At 69.3% G+C, this 18,136-nt stretch carries 21 protein-coding genes; 19 read left to right on the top strand and 2 right to left on the bottom strand.

Annotation, left to right across the window (positions count from 1 at the left end; translation table 11 throughout):
- Positions 1-190: 190 nt before the first annotated feature.
- The 17 genes from ACXJMZ_RS18370 to ACXJMZ_RS18450 all read left to right on the top strand — a co-directional run bounded on the left by ACXJMZ_RS18370 (position 191) and on the right by ACXJMZ_RS18450 (position 15,808).
- Complete coding sequence (locus ACXJMZ_RS18370) at positions 191-2,416, top strand: SpoIIE family protein phosphatase (RefSeq protein ID WP_457031131.1); 2,226 nt, start codon at positions 191-193, stop codon at positions 2,414-2,416.
- A 163-nt stretch (positions 2,417-2,579) separates the two neighbouring features.
- Positions 2,580-3,770, top strand: coding sequence for an ATP-binding protein (locus ACXJMZ_RS18375; protein ID WP_457031168.1), 1,191 nt, complete (start codon positions 2,580-2,582; stop codon positions 3,768-3,770).
- Positions 3,754-4,167 carry a roadblock/LC7 domain-containing protein gene (locus tag ACXJMZ_RS18380; RefSeq protein WP_457031132.1) on the top strand — a complete coding sequence of 138 codons (414 nt, stop codon included), beginning with the start codon at positions 3,754-3,756 and terminating at the stop codon, positions 4,165-4,167. The genes ACXJMZ_RS18375 and ACXJMZ_RS18380 overlap by 17 nt, the downstream gene beginning before the upstream one ends.
- Positions 4,164-4,505: a DUF742 domain-containing protein gene (locus ACXJMZ_RS18385; protein WP_457031133.1), complete on the top strand. Its 342-nt coding sequence runs from the start codon at positions 4,164-4,166 to the stop codon at positions 4,503-4,505. The genes ACXJMZ_RS18380 and ACXJMZ_RS18385 overlap by 4 nt, the downstream gene beginning before the upstream one ends.
- Positions 4,483-5,091 carry a GTP-binding protein gene (locus ACXJMZ_RS18390; RefSeq protein WP_457031134.1) on the top strand — a complete coding sequence of 203 codons (609 nt, stop codon included), beginning with the start codon at positions 4,483-4,485 and terminating at the stop codon, positions 5,089-5,091. The genes ACXJMZ_RS18385 and ACXJMZ_RS18390 overlap by 23 nt, the downstream gene beginning before the upstream one ends.
- Before the next feature lie 1,270 nt (positions 5,092-6,361).
- On the top strand, positions 6,362-7,567 hold the full coding sequence (locus ACXJMZ_RS18395) for a cytochrome P450 family protein (RefSeq protein WP_457031135.1): 1,206 nt from the start codon (positions 6,362-6,364) through the stop codon (positions 7,565-7,567).
- A 198-nt stretch (positions 7,568-7,765) separates the two neighbouring features.
- A complete protein-coding gene (locus ACXJMZ_RS18400; RefSeq protein ID WP_457031136.1) occupies positions 7,766-9,382 on the top strand; it encodes a recombinase family protein in 1,617 nt (538 codons plus the stop codon).
- Positions 9,383-10,460: 1,078 nt separating this feature from the next.
- Entirely contained in the window at positions 10,461-10,880 is a 420-nt protein-coding gene (locus tag ACXJMZ_RS18405) for a hypothetical protein (RefSeq protein WP_457031137.1), read from the top strand.
- A gap of 128 nt (positions 10,881-11,008) precedes the next feature.
- Positions 11,009-11,185, top strand: a complete 177-nt coding sequence (locus ACXJMZ_RS18410; protein ID WP_457031138.1) for a hypothetical protein — start codon at positions 11,009-11,011, stop codon at positions 11,183-11,185.
- Positions 11,186-11,677: 492 nt separating this feature from the next.
- A complete protein-coding gene (locus ACXJMZ_RS18415; protein WP_457031139.1) occupies positions 11,678-12,172 on the top strand; it encodes a phage terminase small subunit P27 family in 495 nt (164 codons plus the stop codon).
- Positions 12,173-12,209: 37 nt separating this feature from the next.
- A complete protein-coding gene (locus ACXJMZ_RS18420; protein ID WP_457031140.1) occupies positions 12,210-13,160 on the top strand; it encodes a major capsid protein in 951 nt (316 codons plus the stop codon).
- A 186-nt stretch (positions 13,161-13,346) separates the two neighbouring features.
- A complete protein-coding gene (locus tag ACXJMZ_RS18425; RefSeq protein ID WP_457031141.1) occupies positions 13,347-13,538 on the top strand; it encodes a hypothetical protein in 192 nt (63 codons plus the stop codon).
- Complete coding sequence (locus ACXJMZ_RS18430) at positions 13,522-14,049, top strand: DUF6879 family protein (RefSeq protein ID WP_457031142.1); 528 nt, start codon at positions 13,522-13,524, stop codon at positions 14,047-14,049. Before ACXJMZ_RS18425 ends, ACXJMZ_RS18430 begins: the two co-directional genes overlap by 17 nt.
- Positions 14,025-14,876 carry a helix-turn-helix domain-containing protein gene (locus tag ACXJMZ_RS18435; RefSeq protein WP_457031143.1) on the top strand — a complete coding sequence of 284 codons (852 nt, stop codon included), beginning with the start codon at positions 14,025-14,027 and terminating at the stop codon, positions 14,874-14,876. Before ACXJMZ_RS18430 ends, ACXJMZ_RS18435 begins: the two co-directional genes overlap by 25 nt.
- A gap of 121 nt (positions 14,877-14,997) precedes the next feature.
- Entirely contained in the window at positions 14,998-15,270 is a 273-nt protein-coding gene (locus tag ACXJMZ_RS18440; RefSeq protein WP_457031144.1) for a hypothetical protein, read from the top strand.
- The gene (locus ACXJMZ_RS18445; protein ID WP_457031145.1) at positions 15,267-15,539 is read left to right on the top strand and encodes a hypothetical protein; all 273 of its coding nucleotides are present in this window, start codon (positions 15,267-15,269) and stop codon (positions 15,537-15,539) included. Before ACXJMZ_RS18440 ends, ACXJMZ_RS18445 begins: the two co-directional genes overlap by 4 nt.
- Entirely contained in the window at positions 15,536-15,808 is a 273-nt protein-coding gene (locus ACXJMZ_RS18450; RefSeq protein WP_457031146.1) for a hypothetical protein, read from the top strand. Before ACXJMZ_RS18445 ends, ACXJMZ_RS18450 begins: the two co-directional genes overlap by 4 nt.
- Before the next feature lie 45 nt (positions 15,809-15,853).
- Here ACXJMZ_RS18450 and ACXJMZ_RS18455 read toward each other — a convergent pair whose 3' ends face one another.
- The gene (locus tag ACXJMZ_RS18455) at positions 15,854-16,120 is read right to left on the bottom strand and encodes a GntR family transcriptional regulator (protein WP_457031147.1); all 267 of its coding nucleotides are present in this window, start codon (positions 16,118-16,120) and stop codon (positions 15,854-15,856) included.
- A 160-nt stretch (positions 16,121-16,280) separates the two neighbouring features.
- Here ACXJMZ_RS18455 and ACXJMZ_RS18460 point away from each other — a divergent pair, with 160 nt between their 5' ends.
- Both ACXJMZ_RS18460 and ACXJMZ_RS18465 read left to right on the top strand, forming a co-directional pair.
- Complete coding sequence (locus ACXJMZ_RS18460; protein WP_457031148.1) at positions 16,281-16,646, top strand: hypothetical protein; 366 nt, start codon at positions 16,281-16,283, stop codon at positions 16,644-16,646.
- A gap of 412 nt (positions 16,647-17,058) precedes the next feature.
- Complete coding sequence (locus tag ACXJMZ_RS18465) at positions 17,059-17,283, top strand: hypothetical protein (protein WP_457031149.1); 225 nt, start codon at positions 17,059-17,061, stop codon at positions 17,281-17,283.
- A 21-nt stretch (positions 17,284-17,304) separates the two neighbouring features.
- On the opposite strand, the gene ACXJMZ_RS18470 is transcribed toward ACXJMZ_RS18465, so the two are convergent.
- Complete coding sequence (locus tag ACXJMZ_RS18470; protein WP_457031150.1) at positions 17,305-18,117, bottom strand: isocitrate lyase/PEP mutase family protein; 813 nt, start codon at positions 18,115-18,117, stop codon at positions 17,305-17,307.
- Between the last annotated feature and the right edge of the window lie 19 nt (positions 18,118-18,136).

Here is an 18,136-nt window from a genome sequence, read left to right on the forward strand (position 1 = left end):
ATCTGGCGTTCGGGTCACTGCGAAGGTGCCTGACCACTTACGCACCGATCACCTTTTCCGAGGTCGGCGTCGCAGTTCCCCGAGCCCCTGACCGTAGATGCCGAGCTGAGTGTGTCCGGAACCGCCAAATAGGGGGTGAGCAAATAAGATGTTCAGCATTACCTGAGCGAGCGGAAGGGCGGGGCTTCCGATGGACCTGACCTCGCCATGGCTGCCGCCGGAGGACGAGACCCGGCTGCAGGGCGCCCGGACCTCGATGCGCTGCGTACGGCTGCTGCTGCGCAGTGGGAGCGCCACCGAACTGCTCGGCACCATCCTGGCCGAGGGCCCCGGCTGGATCACCGGTGAGGGCTCGGCGCTGTACCTGACCGACGCCGAGGGGATGCTGCGGCTCGCGGCCTCGCACGGCCTGCCGGAGTGGGCGCACGAGCACTACAGCCTGGTGGACCCCAAGTCCGACCTCCCCGCGGCGCTCGCGCTGCGCCGCCGCGAGACGGTGCTGCTCAGTCCGGAGCAGACCAGCACCGACTACCCCAAGACGCTGGCCGGACGGGGCACCGGGCTGGTCGCGCTGGCGATCATGCCGCTGATCGTGGACGGGGTGGCGATCGGTGCGCTGGCGCTCGCGCTGGCCCACCGGGGCACCGTGCCGCGCCGCGACATCGACGTGCTGGAGACCCTGGCGGAGGCCGTCGCGCACCGGCTCTCACATCTGATCGACCACGTCCAGGCGGCCGAGCACCACCTGCCGCCCGGCGTCCGGGCCGGCGGGGCGCCGGCCGGGCAGCCCGTGCTGGCGCTGGCGGCGCTGGCCGCCGGGGCGGGGGCGTTCGACCGTGACCTGGTCACCGGTGAGACGGCCTGGGACGCCCGGGCGTACCGGCTGTTCGGGCTGACCGCGCCGCCGGAGGCGGAGACCGCGCCCGCGCCGGACCTGGCCAAGTTGGTGCACCCCGAGGACCTGCCGGACCTCCAGGCGGGCATGGCCGAGGCGCTCGCCTCCGGTGGCCCGTACCGGCTGCGCTACCGGGTCCGGCGGGACGACGGGAGCTCCGTGCTGGTGCAGGAGGACGGCGAGGTGATGCTCGACACCCACGGCCGGCCGGTCAGGGTGGCCGGCCTGCTGACCGACCGTCAGCGCACCGGCGAGACCGCCGACCCCGGCACCGGGCCGGCCGACGGGCCGGTAGCGGGCGCCAGGTCGGCGCTGCTGCTGGCGCTGACCCGGACACTGTCCCGGGCGGTCAGCGTCCGGGACGTCACCACCGCGATGACCGACATAGCCAGGCCCGCGCTGGGCGCGGCCAGCCTGGTGCTGGACCTGGTGGACGAGGGCCGGCTGCTGCCGATCTCGCACACCGTCTTCGGCGGCCCGTACCGGACCGAGCTGAGCCGTCTGCACGACCTCTCGGCCGGGGTGATGCAGTCCGCGCTGGCCCGGGCCGTCCCGCTGTTCAGCGAGCCCGGGCAGCAGGCCACCGGCAATCCGCTGGCCCCGGCGGCCTGGGCGGTGCTGCCGCTGGTGGCGTCCGGGCGGCAGGTCGGGTCCTGCCTGATCACCTTCGCCACCGAGCGGGCCTTCAGCCGGGAGGACCGCACCATGTACTCGGCCTTCGCGGGCATCCTGGCCCAGTCGCTGGAGCGGGCCAGGCTGTACGACACCCACCACTACCGGGCCACCGAGCTGCAGCGGGCGATGCTGCCGCGCAGGCTGCCGAAGCTGCCGGGGGTGACCACCGCCGCGCGCTATCTGCCGAGCACCGAGGGGATGCAGATCGGCGGCGACTGGTACGACCTGATCCCGCTGCCGGACGGCCGGGTCGGGCTGGTGATCGGCGACGTCCAGGGGCACAACGCCGAGGCCAGCGCCGTGATGGGCCAGCTCCGCAGCGGGCTGCGGGCGTACGCCACCGACGGGCACGATCCGGCGGCCACCCTGGCCAGGACCAGCCGGCTGCTGGCCGAGCTGGACACCGACCTGTTCGCGACCTGCCTCTACCTGACGCTGGATCCGGTCACCGGACAGCTGGACGGCGCCCGGGCCGGACACCCGCCGCCGGTCCGGATCACCGGGCACCGGGCGGTCGAGCTGGAGCTGCCCGGCGGTCCGCCGCTGGGAGTGGACCCGCACGGGGACTACCCCCTGACGGTGAGTCGGCTGGCGCCGGGCGAGGCCCTGCTGGTGTACACCGACGGCCTGGTCGAGGACCGGAACGAGGACTACGACGAGTCGGTGCAGCGGATGATCGGCGGTCTCGAGCTGTGGAGCCGCCGGACCGGCGGGGCGGACCGGGACGGTTCCGACGGTGCGCTGGAGCGGCTGGCCGACCTGCTCACTCTGAACGTGACCGAACGACCCTCCCGACCGGACGACGTCGCGCTGCTCCTGCTGCACCGGACCCGGTCGGCCGACTGAAACTACCTGCCGGTAGCGATAGTTGACTGTACACGGCCGCCCACCTGCGGTTTCTGACCCCTCGACACAGCGCGCGTCCCACTTTTTGACCGGATCAGATCACTGAACGTCAGATCCGTTCATACTTCCGTAGGATCACCACCCTAGAATTCGCCGCGTGACGATGACTCAGTGGTTCGGTGCGGCCCTCGCTGCCATCACCGTTCTCGCTTTCCTGGCCGCCGCCCGGTACCACGCGGTCAGCCGCACCCTGCGGACCCGGCTGGCCGAGACCGAGCAGGCGAACGCCGAACTCCGCGATCAGGTCAGGGCCGAGACCGAGCGGCGGAGCACCGAGAGCGCGGCCGTCCAGCAGGAGCAGGAGCTGAACGCCTCCACCCAGCGGGCCTTCCTCAGCGTGGCCCGCCGGATCCTGGTGATGGCGCACGACCAGCAGGCCGGGCTGGACGAGATGGAACGCACCCACGACGACCCGGAGTTGCTGGAGGGTCTGCTCCGGGCCGACCACGCGGCGGCCCAACAGGCCAGGCTGGCCCAGACCCTGGCCGTGCTCTGCGGAGCCCGGGCGGGCCGGCACTGGCCCGAGCCGGTCGCGCTGGAGGACGTGGTGCGCGGCGCGCAGTCCCGCATCCTGCCGTTCCAGCGGGTGGTGGTCAGCAGCCGGACCGAGACCGCCGTGGTCGGCGCGGCCGCCGAGGCGCTGATCCACGCGGTGGCCGAACTGCTGGACAACGCCACCCGCTACTCCCCGCCCAGCACCCAGGTGTTCGTGACCCTGATGCCGGTGCACAACGGCGCCGTGATCGAGATCGACGACGGCGGCGTCGGCATGCCCGAGCACGCGATCCTGAAGGCCGCCGCTGCCCTGGCCGGCGGCTCCGGCCTGGAGGTCTCCCGGCTCGGCGAGGTCCCGCAGCTGGGCCTGGCGGCGGTCGGCCGGCTGGCCGAGCAGTACGGGTTCCGGGTCACCCTCAGCTCGGCACCCTCGCCGTACGGCGGGGTCCGGGTGGTGGTGCTGCTGCCGACCGCGCTGCTCACCGAAGCGCTGCCGACCCCGGCCGCACCGTCCGCCGAGCGGCGTACCGCGCTGCCCGAACGGCCGCCCACCGCCCGGACGGGTGACGGCGGGCTGCCCCGCCGGTCCAACCGGCGCGGCACCGGCGGCGAACCGCCGGCCACCACCTTCGGCGGTACCCCCGTGCCGCCGCGCTCGGCCCGGGAGGCGCAGACCTTCCTGTCGCTCTTCCAGGCGGGCACCGCCAGCGGCCGGTCGGCCGCGCGGCACCAGCAGGACCAGTACCCCGACTCCCCCCAACCTCAGCGCTCCGGAGACCTCCATGACCCCGAATCCTGACCTCGGCTGGCTGCTCGCCGACATCGTCACCGTCCCCGAGGTGCAGCACGCCATCGTGGTGTCCAACGACGGTCTCGAGATCGGCCGCAGCGAGCGGATCGCCCGGGACGACGCCGAGCGACTGGCCGCCGCCTGCTCCGGCCTGCAGTCGCTGGCCCGGGGCGTGGCGCACGGCTTCGGCGGCCCGCAGAGCAGCACCCGGCAGATCATCGTCGAGTACGGCGGCGGCTACCTGTTCGTGGTCGCGGCCGGGGCCGGGGCACACCTCGCGGTGGTGACCGGCGAGGCGGTGGACGCGGGCCTGGTGGCGTACCAGATGCAGGTGCTGGTCGAGCGGATCGGCAGCCACCTGACCAGCCCTCCCCGGGCCGAGCATTCGGCCGGGAGCGCGCGGTGACCGGGCCGGTCCGGCCGTACGTGATCACCGGTGGGCGGAGCCGCCCGAGCCGGAACGTGCTGGCGCTGGAGAGCCTGGTCGCCACCGTGCCCGGCAGTGCCCCGGAGCCCGGCGGCCTGAACCGGGAGCAGCAGCGGATCCTGACGATCTGCCAGGAGCTGCTCTCGATCGCCGAGATCGCCGCCCACCTGCGACTCTCGCTCGGTGTGGTCAAGGTGCTGATCGGTGATCTCTGGGACCTCGGCGCCGTCCTGGTCCGTCCCCCCGTGCCACAGGCCGAACGCCTGCCCACCACCCTCCTGGAGGAGGTGCTCCTTGGCCTCCGCCAACTCCGCTGAGCCCCGGCCCGCCTATCTGCCGGACACCGTCCAGAGTGCCGTGAAGATCCTGGTCACCGGCCCGTTCGGGGTCGGCAAGACCACCCTGGTCGGCTCGCTCAGCGAGATCGCCCCGCTGCGGACCGAGGAGACCATGACGGTCGCCGGGACCGACGTGGACGACCTGACCGGGCGGCCGGACAAGACCACCACCACGGTGGCGCTGGACTTCGGCCGGATCACCCTGAACTCCCGGCTCGCGCTCTACCTGTTCGGCACTCCGGGCCAGCAGCGGTTCTGGCCGCTCTGGGAGGACCTCTCGCGCGGGGCGCTGGGGGCCATCGCGCTGGTGGACGCCCGGCGGATCGAGGAGAGCTTCGACGTACTGGGGCAGTTGGAGGAGCAGCGGATCCCGTTCGCGGTGGCCGTCAACACCTTCCCGGACACCCCGGACCACCCCGAGGACGAACTCAGGGCGGCGCTCGACCTGCTGCCCGAGGTGCCGATCCTCCGGTGCGATGCCCGGGACCGCCGGGCCTCGTACGACGTCCTGATCGACTTCGTCGACCACCTGCACTCGACTGCGGTACTGGAGCTCCAGCGATGACAACTCCCCAGCCGGAGACGGCTGCTGCGGCCCCGCCGCCCGGCTGTCCGGCCCACCGGCCGGCTGCTCTCTTCGGTACGGCGGTGGCCGAGGACCCGCACGGCCTGTACGCCCGGCTGCGCGAGCAGCACGGCCCGGTGGCGCCGATCGAGCTGGAGCCGGGGGTGGAGGCCTGGCTCGTGCTCGGCTACCCCGAGCTGCTCGAACTCACCCGGAACGAGCAGCTGTTCTCCAAGGACTCGCGCCGCTGGCGGGTCCCCGCCGAGGGCCGGCTGAAGCCGGACTCCCGGCTGCTGCCGATGACCGCCTGGCGGCCGACCCTGCTCAACCTGGACGGCGCCGAGCACCAGCGGCTGCGGGCGGCGGTCTCCGAGACGCTGGCCCGGATCGACCACCGGCAGCTGCGGCAGGCCACCGAGGCCGCGGCGGACACCCTGATCGACGGCTGGGGCCCGGACGGCACCGCCGACCTGATCGCCCAGTACGCCCGTCGGCTGCCGCTGATGGTGTTCACCCAGCTGATCGGCCTGCCGGCCGCGGCCGGGCCGCACATCGTCGAGCTGATCAGCCACTTCGTGGACAGCAGCGACAAGTCGGTGCGGGCCAACGCCGAGTTCCAGGCGATCCTGCTCGACCTGGTCCGGCAGCGCCGCGAGCGGCCCGCCGCCGACCTGACCTCCTGGCTGCTGGCCCACCAGGCCGCGATGACCGACGAGGAGGCGGTGCACCACCTGGTGGTGATCATGGTCGCGGGCAACGAGACCACCATCAACTGGACCGGCAACACGCTCCGGCTGCTGCTCACCGACCGCCGGTTCCGGGCCACCCTGACGGGTGGTCGGCTGACCGTCTCGGACGCCCTCGACGAGGTGCTCTGGCGGGACCCGCCGACCCAGAACTTCCCCGGCCGCTGGGCCACCGTCGACACCGTGCTCGGCGGCCAGTACATCAGCGCGGGCGACATGCTGGTGCTCGGCCTGGCCGCCGCCAACGCCGACCCCTCGGTGCTCACCTCCGACGGCGTCGCCGGCAACCGGGCCCACCTGGCCTGGGGCGCGGGCAAGCACGTCTGCCCGGCCCAGCACCCGGCCCGGCTGATCGTGGAGACCGCGGTGGAGACCCTGCTGCACCGGCTTCCCGATCTCCAACTCGCCGTCCCCGGCCATGAACTGGCCTGGCGTCCGTCCCCCTGGTCGCGAGCCCTGGTCGCCCTGCCGGTGCTCTACAGCGCCTTCACCCCGCCGCGCACTCCCCCCTCCGAAAGGCCCGCATGGACGCCACCGCCGCTCCCCTCCGTCTCGACCCCTTCGGCGGCGACCAGCACGCCGAGAACGCCCGGCTCAGGGCGGCCGGGCCCGCGGTCCTGGTGGAGCTCCCTGGCGGGGTGGTGGTCTGGGCGATAGCCCGGCACGAGACGCTCCAGACGCTGCTGAACGACCCCCGGGTCGGCAAGAACGCCCAGCTCTGGACCACCTTCAGGGAGGGCCGCCTGCCGGAGGGCTGGCCGCTGCTCAACTTCGTCACGGTGCCCGGCATGGTGACCGCCGACGGCGAGCACCACCGGCGGCTGCGCGGGCTGGTCAGCCAGGCCTTCACCCCGCGCCGGATCGCCGAACTGGCTCCCGCGATCGAGGCCAGGGCCGCCCTGCTGCTCGACGAAGTCGCCGTGCTGGAAGGCGACTTCGACCTGCGGGAGCACTTCGCCTACCCGCTCCCGATGCAGGTGATCGGCGAGCTGCTCGGCCTGCCACCCAAGCAGCAGGACGAGCTGCACGAGCTCTCCAACACCCTGGTCTCCAGCTCGGCCACGCCCGCCGCCGCGGTCGCCGCGCAGCAGGGCCTGTTCGCGCTGCTCGCCTCAGTGGTGGCGGGCAAGCGGGCCGAACCCGGCGACGACCTGACCACCGACCTGATCGCCGCCCGGGCGGACGACGACCGGCTCACCGAACAGGAGCTGGTCGGCACCCTGCTGCTGATGCTGGTCGCCGGTCACGAGACCACGCTCAACCTGATCACCAACGCGGTCCGGGCCCTGCTCGCCCACCCCGCGCAGCTGGACCGGGTGCTGGACGGTACGTACTCGTGGGCCGCGGTGGTCGAGGAGACGCTGCGGTACGACTCCCCGGTCGGCCAGTTCCCGCTCCGGTACGCGACCGAGGACATCCAGGTCGGCGAGGTGACCATCCGTCAGGGCGAGGCGCTGATCGCCTCGTACGCCTCGGCCGGCCGCGACGAGGAGCACTTCGCGGACGCCGACCGGTTCGACCTCTCCCGCAAGCCCGCCAAGCACCTCTCGCTCGGCCACGGCCCGCACTTCTGCCTCGGCGCCGGGCTCGCCCGGCTGGAGGCGGAGACGGCGCTGCGGCAGCTCTTCACCCGCTTCCCCGGCCTGCGGCTCGCGGACGGGCCGACGCCCGAGCCGATCGCGTCCTTCGTCAGCAACAGCGTGAAGACCCTGACCGTCCGAACGGGCTGAACCCTTTCTACGGGCACGAGGTTGCACTACCCAGGGGCTTGGTTGCCCTTGTAAGAGAGGGCGACCAGGAAACCCGGTAGTCCCCTAACTATCAGAAAGTTAGGGTGCAGCATGGCGCCAAAGAAGATCATCCCGGGCAGCGAAGCACCGGTCACACCCTATGACGGGTGTGGTCTGTGCTTCGTGGGGGTGCGTCGGTTGTCGCGGTTGCAGGGGGCAACCAGCAGCCCGACCAAGCAGATGGCGCAGATCCTCGGGGCGGTGGCCGAGGTGGGCGGCCACATCATCGCGTGGGCGGACGACTGGGAGGTCTCCGGCGCGACCGATCCGAAGACCCGGCCCGGTCTCGGCCCGTGGCTGTGCGACCAGCAGGGCCCCTACGACGGGCTCGCCGCCTCGGCGGTCGACCGGATCGGCCGCAACCAGGTCGACACCCTGGTGACCGCCTACGCGAACAAGAACGCCGGGCGGCACCTGGTGACGGCGGACCATCCCGGGCTGTGGGATCTTGACGACTCGAATCAAGAGGTCGAGTTCTCGATCAAGTCGCTCGGTGCGCAGATGGAACACCGGTCCATCCGGAAGCGCAACCAGGACGAGAGCAAGCGTGCCCGCGAGGCGGGACAGGTCGCGCATCGCCCCTCATACGGGTACCGGCATGTGCGGCCCTCTCCGACGCAGAAGGTCACCCACACCGAACTGGACCCCGACTCGGCGCAGAATGCGCGGGAGGTGGCGCGGCGCGTCCTGGCGGACACCACCCGCAAGACGACGCCGGACAGCGAGGCCGCGCGGCTCACCCGGGCGGGGGTGCTGAATCCGGCCGACCGGATGGCGGTGCTGTACGGGCGTGAGCCGCAGGGCCTTCCGTGGCACGGCAGTTCGCTGCGGAAGATCCTGATCAGCGAGGCCGCGTTGGGCTACCTCATGGTGGGTGGCAAGCCGCACATCGGGCCCGACGGGCGTCCGGTGAAGGTTGCTCCCGAGCTGTGGGACCGCCCCACCCATGAGGCTCTTAAGAAGCGGCTGACCCCGCAGCCCACCGGCAAGCCGAGGAAGGAGCGCGCGGCGCGGGGTGAGCGGATGCAGTCCGGCATCGCGGTGTGCGGGAACTGCCGGGCGAAGATGCTGTGCACCGGTTCGGCGATGGTCGGCGGGGTGCGGGTGCCCGCGTTCCAGTGCACCGCCCGCACTCGGGGCCTGCCCGGTTCCGAGCACTGCAAGCCCGCCCCGTCCGCAGCGATCGTCACGCTCGACGCGCTGACCCGGGCATGGTTCCTCGGCCGGTTCGGCGAGGGGCAGGTCATGCGCCGGGTGTTCGACGCCGGTAGCGGGTTCGCCGCGCAGATCGCCGAACTCAAGGCCAACCGGACCCGGTTGCAGGCCGACCGCACGGCGGGACTGTACGACGCCGCCGATCAGGAGGAGTGGTTCCGTCAGCAGTACGCCCAACTCACCGCCGAAATAGCGGAGTTGGAGCAGCAACCCGAGAGGCCCGCCGGATGGCGCAAGGTGCCGACCGGACAGACCATCGCCGACGAGTGGCACGCCGCGAAGGATGACGCCGAGCGGCGCGGGATGCTGGAGGAACACGGCGTACGCGTCGTGGTGCACCCGTGGCGCAAGGGACTCAAGCTCGCCGACCGGGTCGAGTTCACGGCCGACGTCGCCGACCGCCCCGCCACCAAGCGCACCAGCCTGCGACTCGCCGAACCCGAGCCCGCAGCGGCCCCCGTGGGCGATCTTCCCGGCCCCCCGGCAGTCCCGGAAGCCCAGCGGCCCGATGCGCCGTCAGGCGCCGCTGTAGCGGCCTGAGAACACCCCGACAGCCCCGGTCTAGCCCCGCGCCCGGCCGGGGCTTCGTCGTGCCCGCAGGCGGTCGCCAGCTGGCATGCGAGAAAGTGAGACGCAGCTCACATTTTGTGATGTGCCTATTTGTGACGATATGCGGGACATCTCTGGGCCCTCTTATAAGTAGGGGGAGAATTTCTCCCCCTCTCTAACGGGTAGGCCAGGAATCCCTCCCCGTCCACAGCAAGTGCGGACGGGGTACCCCTGACCTCCCCAATGCTTTGAAGCCGGAAGGGCGTCGCAGCCGCGCGCTCAGGCGACCTTCCCTCCATACAGGCAGCAGGAGGGGATGCGGGTTGCCAGGCGGGTGACTCTCCGTCCCTACACGGGGGACACCCCGGGAATCCGTCCCTCCCTACGTAGGGGCAGGACGGGGAATCCTCGGTCCCTACAAGGCCCGAGCGGGAATCCCTCCGTCCCTACAGGTCCCGACGCCATCCGACGCCAAGCGACGGCAGGTCGACGTATTGCGGTAGTGACCGAACCGCGATAGCAACCAGTTCCGGCAGCCACTCAACGTAATGCAACGATGCCCGCTGCCGGTATCGACGCATTCCAGCAGGATTCCGACGCATTCGGAGCCGATGGGTGATAGATACGACGAATTAATGAGAGGTCAATGATGGAAGACAATAGTAATGCCGATCTGCTCGACCTCCTCAGGCAGGCCGAAGAAGCCGCATGGCGGGCAGCCGGCCCGATGCCCGAGGACGGCGGCCAGACACACCGACTTATCGCACTCGCCCTAAAGCGGGCTGAGGAGCTGCTGAGGCCCGGTACCTGCGCACGGCTGGACTGCCCCAACGTCGTGACCTACAGCGGGCGCGGACGGCGCTCCCGCTACTGCAACCGGGCATGCCGGGACTGGGACCGTCAGCGAAAGACCCGCCAGCAGCGTCGGGACCAGCAGCAGGAGCATGAGAGGGGGTGTTACGAAATTCGGTGAACCTAAACAGTCTCTAGGTTTTTCTCCTACATGTAAGAGAAAAACCAGACAACCGTTGCCCTACCACCCTTAACGTAACGACCTCGGATGGTGCCCTTGGGCTACTACAGCGCCGACAGTCACGCCGACGACTGCGAGAACTGCGGACGCACGCTGATCGGCCGCCAGGAACGCTACTGCTCCGCCACTTGCCGACAAACTGCCTTCCGCAACAGCAAGCAGCCTCGCCGCTGGCAGCTCAAGCCGTGCCCGCTGTGCGGCGAGCACTTCGAAGCGACCAGCACACGAAAGAAGTATTGCGACTACTACGACGAAGCCGAGAGGGACTGCCAGACAGCACAGGACGACCTGGAGGAAGCCGCCGAGCTGGCCGGACTCGCCCGCACGGAAGCCGAATGCGCCCATTGCTCCGGGCCTGCCGGATGGACCGGCAGAGGCCGCCCCAGACGCTTCTGTTCCCCGCGCTGCAAGCAAGCCGACTACCGGGTACGCCGGGCAACCGCCGCGCCCCAGTAACGAACACCGTCACGTGACGGTGCTGCCCCCTCTCTCACCTCTGAGACAGGGGATTTTTCATGCCCCGAACCAACCGAAAGGAGCGCCACCCATCCGCCGGATCAGCCGGCCAGGGTGGCAACAAAGCCATGAACCTCGTTGACACGATTCTCGACAACATCAAGCGACTGCGTACGGGTGGCGAGCGAAACGCCGAGCGGATCGCCGACGCGGAAGCCGCGCTGGATCTCGCCATCGAGCTGGAGAACGCCCACCGGACGATCGAGCTGCACGAGACCCTGGTGCACGCCCACGATGCCGCGTAAACCGCGTACCCCCTGCTCGGTCCCGGGCTGCCCGGAGCTGACAACTGGTGGGCGCTGCAAGGAACATGAGCGTGAGGCAACCAGGAATAGGCAGACCCCGGGCACCAGCGCGTACGGCCCTCGCTGGCCCCGCATCCGACGGGCCTACCTGTACGCCCATCCCTGGTGCGTGCTGTGTGCTCGCGCTGCGGTCGTTGCCGACCACTTCCCTTTGAGTCGACGGCAGTTGCTCGCCGAGGGCGTGTCCGATCCGGATGCCTGGCATCGGCTACGACCGTTGTGTACGTCGTGCCACAACACCGAGACGGCGAAGCACCAGCCGGGCGGTTGGGCTGCCGAGCGGGTTTCGCCTCGGCGCTGGTGACCCACCCCAGGCACCCACCCCCGAGCCCACTCCCAGAGGCACGGGAGGGAGGCGGAAAAAACGCGCCGGGGCTGTAGCCGTTATTGGTAGTCCCGGCACCCCGAATCGCCATATCGAAAGGAGGCTGAATGGCCGACCGGTACCGACCAACGCCCGCCAACGTGCGGGCACGAGAAGGCAATCCGTCCAAACGAGAGATCAAAGAAGGGGTGATCGTGCCCCGCGCCGTTCTGGCCGAGCCTGACTGGCGACAGGTGTTCACCCCGTCCCACTCCGCCGAGACCGAGCGGGCCAACGTCAGGTGCCGGGAAGTGGCGTCCGAGGAATGGCGCCGCATCGTGCCCGTGCTGGAGATCGCGGCCGGTCTCGGTGAGGTCGACCATACGACCGTCAAGGACCTGTGCGTCTGCGTCGCCCGCATCGACCAGGCAGAGCGGGACCTGTCAACGCGCGGGCTCATGGTGACCGCCGAGCGCGGAACCGTGAAGAACGGCGCCGCCACCATCGCCGCGCAGTACCGATCCCAACTCGCCCGCTACATACGCGAATTGGGGCTGTCGCCGAGCGCCCGAGTTGCCATCACGGCACCCGAGCCCGACGACGAATCCGACGTGTGGGACTGACCACGCACACGCTCAACTGCCCTACTAAACCTACTGATTGAGAGATCCAACCATGGCACTAACCCTTGCCGAGTCCGCGAAACTCTCGGAGAACGACCTTCAGCGGGGCGTGATCGAGATGTTCGTTCAGGAGTCGCCGATTCTCGACCGGCTGCCGCTGATCAGCTTCGAAGGCTCCGCCTACCAGTACAACGAGGAGTCCAAGCTTCCGGGCGTCTCGTTCCGTGGCGTGTACGAGGCGTACCCAGAGTCCACGGGTGCGGTGAACCAGCGCACCGAGACGCTGGCGATCCTCGGCGGTGATGCGGACGTGGACAAGTTCATCGCACACACCCGGGGCGACCTGAACGACCAGCGCGCCGTACAGGAGACGATGAAGGTCAAGGCGGCGTCGATCCACTTCGCCGACCAGTTCTTCAACGGCGACACGATGGTGAACCCGCTCGGCTTCGACGGACTGCGCAAGCGTCTGATCGGACGCCAGGTAGTCGACGGCGCGTCCGTCGGCCCGGTGGCAGGCGGTTACGACTTCTTCGACAAGCTCGACGCCCTGGCGGCCGCCGTGCCGGGCCTGACCGGCAGCAACGGCGCGCTCTACATGAACGCCGCGCTGATTGCCAAGGTCCGGTCCGGATTCCGCCGCCTCGGCGGCAACGAGCTGCTGACTGCGCAGATCGACGGCAAGCACGTCACGATGTGGAACGGCGTTCCGATGCTGGAGCCGGGCCAGAAGCTCGACGGTACCGACGTTCTGCCGCTGACGGCCGGCGAGGGCGGCAAGGAGACGGGCGACGTGTACGCGGTGCGCTTCGGCACCACCGAGGCCAACGCCGGAGTCACCGGACTGACCAACGGCGGCATCCAGGTGACCGACCTCGGCGAAGCCCACGACAAGCCCGTGTACCGAACCCGGGTTGAGTTCTACTGCGGCATCGCCATGTTTGGCGGCCGAGCAGCCGCACGCCTCACCAACGTACTGAACGGCTGACCTACCAGCAGGACCACAACGGCCCCCGATCTACCTCCCAGCGCGGGCGGTGGAGCGGGGGCCGTTTCGGCGTTCACCAAGCTTGGCTCAGACCAGTTTCCAGTAACGGAAACCCGAGCCTCTTGCGGCTTCCTGATCACGGCCGGGAGGATCGAACCCGACACTGGGACCGGCAGAGGGGGCACCGTGCTAGTTCGTAAGCTCGCAAGCTCGTGTGACGACGGGGACTGTCCGACGCTGTACGCGACCGACCGGGGGACTCTGCTCGTTCAGGGCGAGACTCCGGTTGACCACGGCCTGACGCTCCCTGGTCATGAGACTGTGGTCGAGATCCCGATGGAACTCATCCGGAAGGCCATCCGTGACAACCTCATCTAGGACACTCGGAGAGTGGTTCGAAGCATTCGAACGGGAAGCCTTCCGACTGGAAACGATGGACGACTACAGTCAGTCCGGCGGGGTCGACGCTTACCAGGCATTCCTTGCTGGTGAACCACAGCCGGAGTCGTACAAGTCGGCCCCGTGGGTGGACACCGTACGAAACGCCACGCGAGCCGGTAAGCGAATGTACCGAGTGCACGTCCTCTCGCGTCCGCTCACGCCCTATCTGCGATTCGAACTCGCTTGGGGATATCACCGTAACGCGCGGGCGGGTGAGGAGTTCTTCATTCTCGACACAACCGATCAGGAGAACCCGATCTCCCATGCGACCGACTTCTGGCTGTTCGACAGTCACACTGTCGGGGCCATGAACTATGACGGTGAGGGAAAATACCTCGGGGCAGACTTTCCCGGAGCTGATCGGCTGCCCGATTTCCTGGCCTACCGTGACTCGGCACTGGCACATGCTGAGCCATTCGCCGAATGGTGGGCAAAGTACGGCGAGTGAACAGTACAGATATTGGGGCTGCGCTGCGGGAAATGCGAGAGGCATCCGGAAAGGAAGCCAAAGCAGTCTCCCGTGGCGCACTCATGTCTCCGAGCAAGCTGAGCAAGATTGAGACCGGCAAGGCGCCGGCCAGTGTCGCGGACGTGGAACGCATCCTCACGGCCATAGGCGTCTCGGAGGAGATCAAGGCCAAGTACATGGCTGCGGCCCGCGCTCAGGCCACCGAGGCTACGGCCTGGCGCCTATACCGGCGGTTGGGCTTCCATCGGAAGCAGCAGCAGATCCGGGCGCTAGACGAGTCAATGGGTGCTCTGAAACTTTTCCAACCTTCTCTTATCCCCGGCCTCTTGCAGACCCCTGAATACGTGCGGGCAGTGCTGTCCAGGAAGAATCTAGGGGACGATGCGCTAGTCCGCACGATTGCGGCAAGGTTGGACCGACAGCAAGTCCTTTACGACTCCACCAAGGTTCTTAGGTTCGTCATCACGGAATCAGTCCTCCGCTGGCGACTGCTTCCGGCCGCGATGATGGCCGGTCAGTTGGACCGTCTCATCTCTGTCTCTCGATTGCCAAACGTAGACATCCGGATAGTGCCCCTCGACATGAAGCAGGCAGACGCACCAGGGCATTCCTTCGTGATCCGGGATGATCGCATTGTGACAGTGGAAACAGTCCATGCCGAGATGATTGTCACCGATCCTCGTGACGTGGCGCTCTACCTGCAAAAGTTCGACGGATTCGAGCGTGCTTCCTTGTCGGGTGACGAGATGCGAGCCATGGTCGAAGCTATCCGAGACGGTTTCTTGCGGGAACGGGAAACCGCATAGGTGATGCTTCTCCATTTGGCTACATTGGTCGCTCCACATACCATTCAGCCGAGGGGGATAAGTGGCACTCCTGGCAAATCCCACACCGACCGGTACAGCCGAGCCTGGCACGATGTTCACAGTGTCAGTCGAGGGGGTGATCAAGCCCGCGACGTTCACCGGCCTCGGCACGGCGCTGAAGGCCCTGTGGCTGGCACTGGACGCGCTGCGGCTGAGCAAGTCTCAGGCCGAAGCCTTCCGCCACTACCTGACCGGCCCGGAGGCCGAGATGCATGTGCTGGAGACGCTGGAGCGTGACGGGGCAATTGCCCTGACGTTCGAGATGGCCGGTCGCTCACACCTGGTCGAGATCGTGGCGGATGAAGCGAAGCGGTTCCCGTGGGGTAGCCGGTGACGCTCAGCCCGCGCGAGGAAGCCAAAGCGCGGGCAAGGGAGATCGCCAAGGCTCTGCACCTGTTATACGGGCGCCCGCCGTCGATCACGTGGACCGAGGAAGGTCACCTGCGGGTGTCGCTCCGGCTCGCGGAACAGCCCGACGGCCCGTTGACCGACGCCACGTTGAAGGTGCTCGACCAGGGCGACCGGTTCGGAACCGTCAAGAAGCTTACGTGGCTTGCCATTTGGTCGGAAGTCGACGTGAAGATGCCAGAGGGGAAGCCATGAGCCTGGTCGAGTTCTACCCGGACGGATTCCGGGGGCTGCACTGGGAAGCGGCCACCGTGCCGGAGCCCGATCAAGAGGTAAGCGGGTTCGTGGCGGCGGCGATGGCGGACCGTCGTATCGCGCTGGCGAACGTGGCCAGCCCCGGCGCTGTCGTCGTCGGCACTCCCGCTGAACTGACCGCCCTGCGCGACGCGCTGAACAGTGATCAGCTCGGCTATCTGCTGCCCGGAGCTCGACTCCAGCGCCAGGCCGAGGGCGCCGAGAGCTGACGCTGCCAGCGCGGCATGCCCCGTTCGGACGTGATCCGGGCGGGGCTACTTCGCGTCGGGGGCAGGGCGCTCGGCAGCCGGGACGACGGATGAGCCCGCACCCCACCGGGTCGTGATGAGCCCCTCATCCCGGAGCACTTCCAGGGCCCGGCGAATGGTCATACGAGCCATGCCGAGCCGCTCGCTCAGGGCGGGCTCAGACGGAAACGGCGTGTCTGTGTCGTAGGCGCCTGCCCGAATCTCCTTGGCCAGCTCGGCGGCAGCAAGGCGGTAGGGCGGAATCTGCCGGGGGCGCTTCGGACTTTCGGACATATGGACAGGTTAGACAAGTGCTCGACTCGCATGCTACGTAGACATGTCGGATCTGTGGACAACTTAGACAGGTGGAGTTATCTTCGAGGCTCACCCAAATAGAAGTGCCCGGCGGGTGCGTCAACACCCCCGGGCCGGTCACGCTAAAGAGGAGCGCGACGTGAGCGACTTTACCGTCTGGGCGTACGCCTGGATCGGCGGGCTGGTGCTTGCCGCAATGCTGTCCCTGATCATCGCGAGCGCCCCCGAGCCGTACCAGGGCAGGCACCGCGCCACCGGGACCACGCCCGCACCTGTCCGGATCGTGATGGACGGACAGCGACTCGCCTGCTGGGTCGAGCGTGAGAACCCGTACGAGGGTCCCTTGGTCCGCCCGTACGTCGACCACGATGCGTGGCGGGCGGAGCTGGACGAGATGGAACGACAGTTCCGGCGGCGTGAGGCTCTACGCGCTGTCGCCGAGGGGCTGTCCGATCCCGGCTACACGTACAGCGGAGCGCACACCCTCGCCGGGGCGGTGGCGTGATGGCCGAGCCCACAGGGCGGCGCTGCTGCCGCTGCAACCGGCGAGCCATCACCTTGATATTGGTCGGCTCCATCGAGCGTCAGAGCGGCCCCGCATGGTCCGTCTACGCCTGCCCGGAGGACGCCCCGACCGTGCGGAAGCTCCTCGGCCAGCAGTAGCACCACCACGGCCCCGCTCGGCAAGATCCGGGCGGGGCCCCTTGTCGGATCTGAGTTACAGACAAAGGGAACTACCCGGGGGCTCGGGGAACTGCGAGGAGATCTGGCGTGCGGGTCACAGGCCGAAGTGCCTGACCACCTACGCACGGATCACCTTGTACGAGGCTGGCGTCGCAGTCCCCCGAGCCCCTGACCGTAGATGCTCGAGCGCCCAAAAAAGGTAACCGTTCGGGGTGCGTCTCGTTGGACCGGCCATGCGTAAGATCACGGCGCTCGCCGCCCTCACCATGGCCGGTCTGGCCCTCGCTGTGCCCGCCGCCCAGGCGGACAACAACATGGGCGGCAAGCTCAGCACGGACCACCCCGTCGGCGCGGCAGGCACCTGCGTCGAGCAGCTCGGCAGCATCCCGCTGCTGGGGAAGCAGGCGTCCGCCGCCACCCCGGTGTGCGGGGCGTACGCGGTGGTCCCCCGGGGTTAGCCGAAGGGGCAGGCGGACGGACTAGGCGAACAGCGCGTTCAGTTCGCCGTACTCCAGACCACCCGTCAGGGCCTGGTAGCTGCCGGAGCCGTAGACCTCCTCGGCCGCGCGGCGGACCGCCGCGTACGCGACCTTGGCCAGGCCGGGGCCGAGGCTGATCCTGGCCACCCCGAGCCCGGCCAGTTCGGCGACGGTGGGTGCGCCGGGGCCGGCCATCACGTTCAGCTGGACGCCCGGCAGGGCGGCGAGCAGTTCGGCGATCACCGCCGGGTCGGTCGGGCCGGGGACGAAGATGCCGCTGGCGCCCGCCGCCAGGTAGGCCCGGGCCCGCTCGACCGCGTCCTCGACGCCGCCGACGCCGAGCAGGAAGACGTCGGTGCGCGCGTTCAGGTAGAGCCGGATGCCCGCCTTCTCGGCCGCCTCCCGGGCCGCCGCGACCCGCTCGGCCGCCTCGGCCACCGGGCGCAGCCCAGCCGCGCCGCTGTCCTCCAGGTTCATCCCGACCGCGCCGAGCGCGAGCAGTTCGGTGACGGTCCGGCCGACCCCGGGGGCGTCCTCGGCGAGGCCGTCCTCCAGGTCGGCCGTCACCGGGACGTCCACCGCCCTGACCACCAGTTCGGTCTGCGCCAGGGCCCCGGCCAGGTCGAGGCCGCCGCCGTCCGGCACGCCCCTGGTCCAGGAGACGCTGGCACTGGCGGTGGCCACGGCGGGTGCGCCGGTGGCGGCCACCAGCCGGGCGGTCGCCGCGTCCCAGACGTTGGCGAGCACCAGCGGGGCGCCCGGGACGTGCAGTCGGTGCAGAAGCTCGGCCTTGTCCTGCTGAGTCATCGTCATGATCCCCACCCTGTCAGTT

This window comes from Kitasatospora sp. P5_F3 (assembly GCF_054049135.1).

Excerpts from the sequence above, each read along its gene's own strand:
- ACXJMZ_RS18370 (WP_457031131.1), top strand. The coding sequence starts at position 191 with ATGGACCTGACCTCGCCATGGCTGCCGCCGGAGGACGAGACCCGGCTG.
- ACXJMZ_RS18375 (WP_457031168.1), top strand. The coding sequence starts at position 2,580 with ATGACTCAGTGGTTCGGTGCGGCCCTCGCTGCCATCACCGTTCTCGCT.
- ACXJMZ_RS18380 (WP_457031132.1), top strand. The coding sequence starts at position 3,754 with ATGACCCCGAATCCTGACCTCGGCTGGCTGCTCGCCGACATCGTCACC.
- ACXJMZ_RS18395 (WP_457031135.1), top strand. The coding sequence starts at position 6,362 with ATGGACGCCACCGCCGCTCCCCTCCGTCTCGACCCCTTCGGCGGCGAC.
- ACXJMZ_RS18410 (WP_457031138.1), top strand. The coding sequence starts at position 11,009 with ATGAACCTCGTTGACACGATTCTCGACAACATCAAGCGACTGCGTACG.
- ACXJMZ_RS18415 (WP_457031139.1), top strand. The coding sequence starts at position 11,678 with ATGGCCGACCGGTACCGACCAACGCCCGCCAACGTGCGGGCACGAGAA.
- ACXJMZ_RS18435 (WP_457031143.1), top strand. The coding sequence starts at position 14,025 with ATGGTGGGCAAAGTACGGCGAGTGAACAGTACAGATATTGGGGCTGCG.
- ACXJMZ_RS18450 (WP_457031146.1), top strand. The coding sequence starts at position 15,536 with ATGAGCCTGGTCGAGTTCTACCCGGACGGATTCCGGGGGCTGCACTGG.
- ACXJMZ_RS18455 (WP_457031147.1), bottom strand. The coding sequence starts at position 16,120 with ATGTCCGAAAGTCCGAAGCGCCCCCGGCAGATTCCGCCCTACCGCCTT.
- ACXJMZ_RS18465 (WP_457031149.1), top strand. The coding sequence starts at position 17,059 with ATGCGTAAGATCACGGCGCTCGCCGCCCTCACCATGGCCGGTCTGGCC.
- ACXJMZ_RS18470 (WP_457031150.1), bottom strand. The coding sequence starts at position 18,117 with ATGACGATGACTCAGCAGGACAAGGCCGAGCTTCTGCACCGACTGCAC.